Origin of the sequence: Streptomyces bobili, from assembly GCF_002154575.1 — a bacterium.
Lineage (GTDB): Bacteria > Actinomycetota > Actinomycetes > Streptomycetales > Streptomycetaceae > Streptomyces > Streptomyces bobili.
On record NZ_MUBA01000240.1, the window covers coordinates 1 to 5,614 of the forward strand.

General features: G+C 72.6%; 5 protein-coding genes. 4 read left to right on the plus strand and 1 reads right to left on the minus strand.

The window, feature by feature from the left end; translation table 11 throughout:
- From glgA to BZL64_RS19975, 4 genes are all read left to right on the plus strand, one after another.
- The coding region (glgA, locus tag BZL64_RS19960; RefSeq protein WP_086770557.1) for a glycogen synthase at positions 1–819 on the plus strand (819 nt) is incomplete at its 5' end.
- A gap of 54 nt (positions 820–873) precedes the next feature.
- The gene (gene glgC, locus BZL64_RS19965) at positions 874–2,094 is read left to right on the plus strand and encodes a glucose-1-phosphate adenylyltransferase (RefSeq protein WP_086770558.1); all 1,221 of its coding nucleotides are present in this window, start codon (positions 874–876) and stop codon (positions 2,092–2,094) included.
- Between the two features lie 155 nt (positions 2,095–2,249).
- On the plus strand, positions 2,250–3,593 hold the full coding sequence (locus tag BZL64_RS19970) for a wax ester/triacylglycerol synthase family O-acyltransferase (protein WP_086770559.1): 1,344 nt from the start codon (positions 2,250–2,252) through the stop codon (positions 3,591–3,593).
- Positions 3,594–3,696: 103 nt separating this feature from the next.
- Positions 3,697–5,193 (plus strand): SDR family NAD(P)-dependent oxidoreductase, encoded by a 1,497-nt coding sequence (locus BZL64_RS19975; RefSeq protein ID WP_086770560.1) that lies wholly within the window; start codon positions 3,697–3,699, stop codon positions 5,191–5,193.
- Between the two features lie 26 nt (positions 5,194–5,219).
- Here BZL64_RS19975 and BZL64_RS19980 read toward each other — a convergent pair whose 3' ends face one another.
- Positions 5,220–5,576, minus strand: coding sequence for a hypothetical protein (locus BZL64_RS19980; RefSeq protein ID WP_086770561.1), 357 nt, complete (start codon positions 5,574–5,576; stop codon positions 5,220–5,222).
- Between the last annotated feature and the right edge of the window lie 38 nt (positions 5,577–5,614).

The window sequence follows — 5,614 nt, forward strand, 5'->3', positions numbered from 1 at the left end:
TGGAAGGCCGAGCAGCTCGGCGGCGGGTACCGCCTGTCGAGCTGGGCCGAGCGGACCGCCGTGGAGGCCGCCGACGCGGTGATCGCCGTGTCCGGCGCGATGCGCGAGGACATCCTCGCCTGCTATCCGAAGCTGGACGCCGACCGGGTCCACGTCGTGCACAACGGCATCGACACCGCCCTGTACCGGCCCGACCACCGCACCGACGCCCTCAACCGGATCGGCGTCGACCCGGCCCGCCCGTACGTGCTGTTCGTCGGCCGCATCACCCGCCAGAAGGGCGTCCCGCACCTGCTGCGCGCCGTCCGGGACATCGACCCGGCGGCCCAGGTCGTGCTGTGCGCGGGCGCGCCCGACACCCCCGAGATCGACCGCGAGTTCCGTGAGCTGTTCGCGGAGCTGAGCCGGGCCCGGGACGGCGTGCACTGGATCCCGAGGATGCTGCCGCGTCCGGAGGTCATCCAGCTCCTCACCCACGCGGCCGTCTTCGCCTGCCCCTCGGTGTACGAGCCCCTCGGCATCGTCAACCTGGAGGCGATGGCCTGCGGCACGCCCGTCGTGGCCTCCCGGGTCGGCGGCATCCCGGAGGTCGTCCAGGACGGCGCGACCGGGCTGCTGGTCCCCGTGGAGGAGGGCGACGAGGGAGCCCGCGCCTTCGAGGCCGGTCTCACGCGGGCACTCGACACGGTGCTGGGCGATCCCGGCACCGCCCGCCGCATGGGCGAGGCCGGCCGGGTGCGCGCGGTGGAGGAGTTCGGCTGGGACGCGGTCGCCCGGCGAACCGTCCGACTGTACGAGGACACCCTCAAACAGGCGTAGTGCGCCCCCGGCGGGGGCAGCAATGGATCACAGATCTGGGTGAGGGGAGCGGCCATGCGTCGTGGTGGACCTTCGGTCCTCGGAATCGTGCTGGCGGGTGGCGAGGGCAAACGCCTGATGCCCCTCACCGCGGACCGCGCCAAGCCGGCGGTCACCTTCGGCGGGACGTACCGTCTCGTCGACTTCGTGCTGTCCAACCTCGTCAACGCCGACATCCTGCGCATCTGCGTCCTGACGCAGTACAAGTCGCACTCGCTGGACCGGCACATCACTACCACCTGGCGGATGTCGAGCCTGCTCGGCAACTACGTCACCCCGGTCCCGGCCCAGCAGCGCCTCGGCCCGCGCTGGTACCTGGGCAGTGCCGACGCCATCCTCCAGTCGCTCAACCTCATCTACGACGAGCGGCCCGAGTACGTGGCGGTGTTCGGCGCCGACCACGTGTACCGCATGGACCCGCGCCAGATGCTCGCCCAGCACATCGACAGCGGTGCGGGGGTGACGGTGGCCGGCATCCGGGTGCCGCGCACCGAGTCCGCCTCCTTCGGTGTGATCACGCCGGGCTCGGACGGGCAGACGGTGGAGCGGTTCCTGGAGAAGCCGGCCGAGCCGCCGGGTCTCGCGGACGACCCGGAGTGCGTGTTCGCCTCCATGGGCAACTACATCTTCACCACCAAGGCCCTCATCGAGGCGCTCCAGCGGGACGCCGAGGACGAGCGGTCCGTGCACGACATGGGCGGCTCGATCCTGCCTCAGCTCACCGACCGCGGTGAGGCCCAGCTGTACGACTTCAGCGAGAACCACGTGCCCGGCGAGACGACGCGGGACCAGGGCTACTGGCGGGACGTGGGCACGCTCGACGCGTACTACGACGCCCACATGGACCTGATCGCCGAGCGGCCCGCCTTCAACCTGTACAACCGGAGCTGGCCCATCTACACCCACTCGGGCCAGCTCTCCCCGGCGCGCTTCAACGCGGGCGGCATCGCCGGCGAGTCGATCATCAGTGCGGGCTGCCTCATCCGGGGCCAGGTCACCCGGTCGGTGCTGTCGCCGGGCGTCCTGGTCGATCCGGGGGCGGTCGTGCAGGGCTCGATCCTGCACGACAACGTCCACATCGGACGGGGCGCCGTGGTGCGCGGGGCGATCCTGGACAAGAACGTCGAGGTGCCGCCGGGCGCGACGATCGGTGTGAACCCGGAGCGGGACGCGGAGCTGTACTCGGTGTCGAAGGCGGGTGTGATCGCCCTGGGCAAGGGGCAGCGAGTCTCGTGAGGGGAGTGTCCCGATCGATGCCGCTTTCCAGCGGAATGCTCTTTTCGGTCGATACTTAATCCGTTGTTAACTGTGCGTAGCCTGATCGTACTTGACCGTAATCGTGCCGAGGGGGTTGACTACTGGCTCACTCTCCGTCGACGCGAGGCAAGCCCGTGACTGCTGATCCGCTCGCACCCCTCGACCTGGCGTTCTGGAACATCGAGTCCCCCGAGAACCCGATGCACCTCGGTGCGCTGGGTGTCTTCGCCGCGCCCTCGCCGACCGCCGCCGCCCACGCCGCCGACCTGCTCGCCGGCCGGGCGGCCGCCGTCCCCGGCCTGCGCATGCGCATCCGCGACGTGTGGGCGCCGTTCACCGGGCCGCTCTCCTTCGGCGGCGCGGTGCGCGAGCCCGACCCGGAGTTCGATCCGCTGCACCACGTCCGTCTGCACCCGCCCACCGCCGACTACCAGGCGGCGGCCGGGCGCCTCATGGAGCGCCCGCTGGAGCGTGGCCGGCCCCCGTGGGAGGCGCACGTCCTGCCGGCCGAGGAGGGCGACGGCTTCGCCGTCCTGTTCAAGTTCCACCACGCCCTCGCTGACGGCCTGCGCGCACTGACGCTCGCCGCCGCCGTCCTGGACCCCATGGACCTGCCCGCGCCCCGGCCCCGCCCGGCGCCACCGGCCGGCGGCCGGTTCCCCGACGTGCGCGCACTGCCCGGCCTGCTGCGTGGTGCCCTGTCCGGCGCCGTGTCCGACGTGGGCCGCGCCCTCGACATCGGGGCCTCCGTCGCCGTCCACACCCTCGGCATGCGTTCCACCGGCGCCCTCACCGCCGGGCCCACCGGTACCCGCCGCACCGCCGGCGTCGTCGTCGACCTCGACGACGTGCACCGGGTGCGCAAGGTGGTCGGCGGCACCGTCAACGACGTACTGATCGCGGTCGTCGCCGGAGCCCTGCGCACCTGGCTCGACGAGCGCGGTGACGGCAGCGCGGGCGTGACCCCGCGCGCCCTCATCCCGGTCTCCAAGCGCCGCCCGCGCACCGCCCACCCGCAGGGCAACCGGCTCTCCGGGTATCTGATGCGGCTTCCCGTCGACGACCCCGACCCGCTCGGCCGGCTCGCGGCGGTCCGGACGGCCATGAACCGCAACAAGGACGCCGGACCCGGCCGCGGAGCGGGCGCCGTCGCCCTGCTCGCCGACCACGTCCCCGCCCTCGGCCACCGCCTCGGCGGCCCCCTGGTCAGCCAGGCCGCCCGGCTCTGGTTCGACATCCTCGTCACCAGCGTCCCGCTGCCGAGCTTCGGCCTGAAACTCGCCGGGAACCCGGTCACCGAGGTCTTCCCCTACGCCCCGCTCGCCCGCGGCCAGTCCCTGGCGGTGGCCGTCTCGACCTACCGGGGCCGGGTCCACTTCGGCCTGGTCGCGGACGCCGAGGCGGTCCCCGATCTCGACCGGTTCGCACGGGCGCTGACCGCGGAGGTGGAGACGCTCATCACGGCCTGCGGCTCTTGACCCACGCGGGTTTGGAGGTGTGCCCCGGCGCTCCGTAGAATTCCCGGTTCGAAAGCGAGCGCGGTCGGAGCGCCGCACGGGGCAGCAGGGAAACGGCAGCGCGATGACGGTGACAGAGGACGGCTCGGCGACCATGGGTGAGGTCGTGTACGGGCCCGGCATCGACCCCGAGCGGCTGGCGCTCTGCCTCGCCGTGCTGGAGGAACTCGACAAGATCGACGTCGACCACCCCGACGCGATCGCCGTGCGCCGGGCCACCGCCGGCATCTACCGCTCGGTCAAGCAGCGCCGCCGCCAGGAGCGCCGGGCCGCCAAGACCGCCCACGACAAGGCGGTCACGGAGGCCACCGCGACCGGCTCCGCCCAGCGCATCGACGACGAGACGGAAGGCGTCCTGCCCTCCTCCTCGGTCACCGAGGAGGCGCGGATCGCGGGGATACTCCAGCGCCCCCGCTCCTGCTACACCTGCAAGGCGCGCTACGTCGAGGTCGACTACTTCTACCACCAGCTCTGCCCGGACTGCGCCGCCGAGAACCGCGCCCGCCGCGACGCCCGCACCGACCTCACCGGCAAGCGCGCGCTGCTCACCGGCGGCCGGGCCAAGATCGGCATGTACATCGCGCTGCGGCTGCTGCGCGACGGCGCCCACACGACGATCACCACCCGGTTCCCGAAGGACGCGATCCGCCGCTTCAAGGCGATGGACGACGCGGCGGACTGGATCCACCGCCTGGAGGTCGTCGGCATCGACCTGCGCGACCCGGCCCAGGCCGTGGCGCTGGCCGACCAGGTCGCCGCGCAGGGCCCGCTCGACATCCTGATCAACAACGCGACGCAGACCGTACGACGGCTGCCCTCCGCCTACGCCGCCCTGGTCGACGGCGAGAGCGCCCCCCTGCCGGCCGGCGAACTGCCCGCCCACCACGTCATCGGCGCCTTCAACTCCGGGGCGGTCGACGGCATCGCCGCGCTGCCGCTGGGCACCAGCGGCCTGGACGCGCAGCAGGTAGCCGACCTCGCCCTGGTCGCCGGCAACGCCAGCATCGCCCGGCACCTGGACGGCACCGCCATTGACGCGGGCGGTCTGGTCCCCGACGTCGTCGACACCAACACCTGGGTGCAGACCATCGAGCAGATCTCCCCGGTGGAGCTGCTGGAGACCCAGCTGTGCAACTACACGGCGCCGTTCATCCTGATCAGCAAGCTCCGCCCGGCCATGGCCGAGGCGGCGCGCAAGGCCTCGGCCGGGCGCGCCTACGTGGTGAACGTGTCGGCGATGGAAGGCGTCTTCGGCCGCGGCTACAAGGGCGCGGGACACCCGAACACCAACGCGGCCAAGGCCGCGATGAACATGGTCACGCGGACCAGCGCCCAGGAGATGTTCCAGTCCGACGGCATCCTCATGACCTCGGTCGACACGGGCTGGATCACCGACGAGCGCCCGCACTACGACAAGCTCCGCCTGGCCGAGGAGGGCTTCCACGCCCCGCTCGACCTGGTCGACGGCGCGGCCCGCGTCTACGACCCCGTCGTGCGCGGCGAGTCGGGCGAGGACCTGTACGGCGTCTTCCTCAAGGACTACGCGCCCGGCAAGTGGTGACGGGGCGCGCCCTAGGTGAGGGGCCGTCAGTCGACGGCCCCCAGCCGTGAGTTGCGGGCCGCCACCAGTTCCAGCACGGTCCGCCAGTCCTCCAGCACCCCCGCGTCGAAGCCGGCGACCCGACCGTCCTCGTCGGCCTGCCGGAGCCTTGCCAGGTCGTCGTCGGCGGCCGGCCCGTGCCAGGGATGCCGCCGCACCAGCCGCGCCACCCGCTCACCGAGCAGCGCCCGTACGGCCTTGGCGGCGTGCCCCGCCCGGCCCGTCACGTCGGCCGGACTCAGCAGCCGGCCGATGGGGTGCACCAGGCCGGTCACCTGGAGTTCCTTGTCCGCGGGGCGGCTGCGGCGCAGCAGCGCGGCGGTCTGCAACGCGTGATCGTGCACATCGACGCCAGGTGCACCGCCCCTGCGCGGGTCGCCCC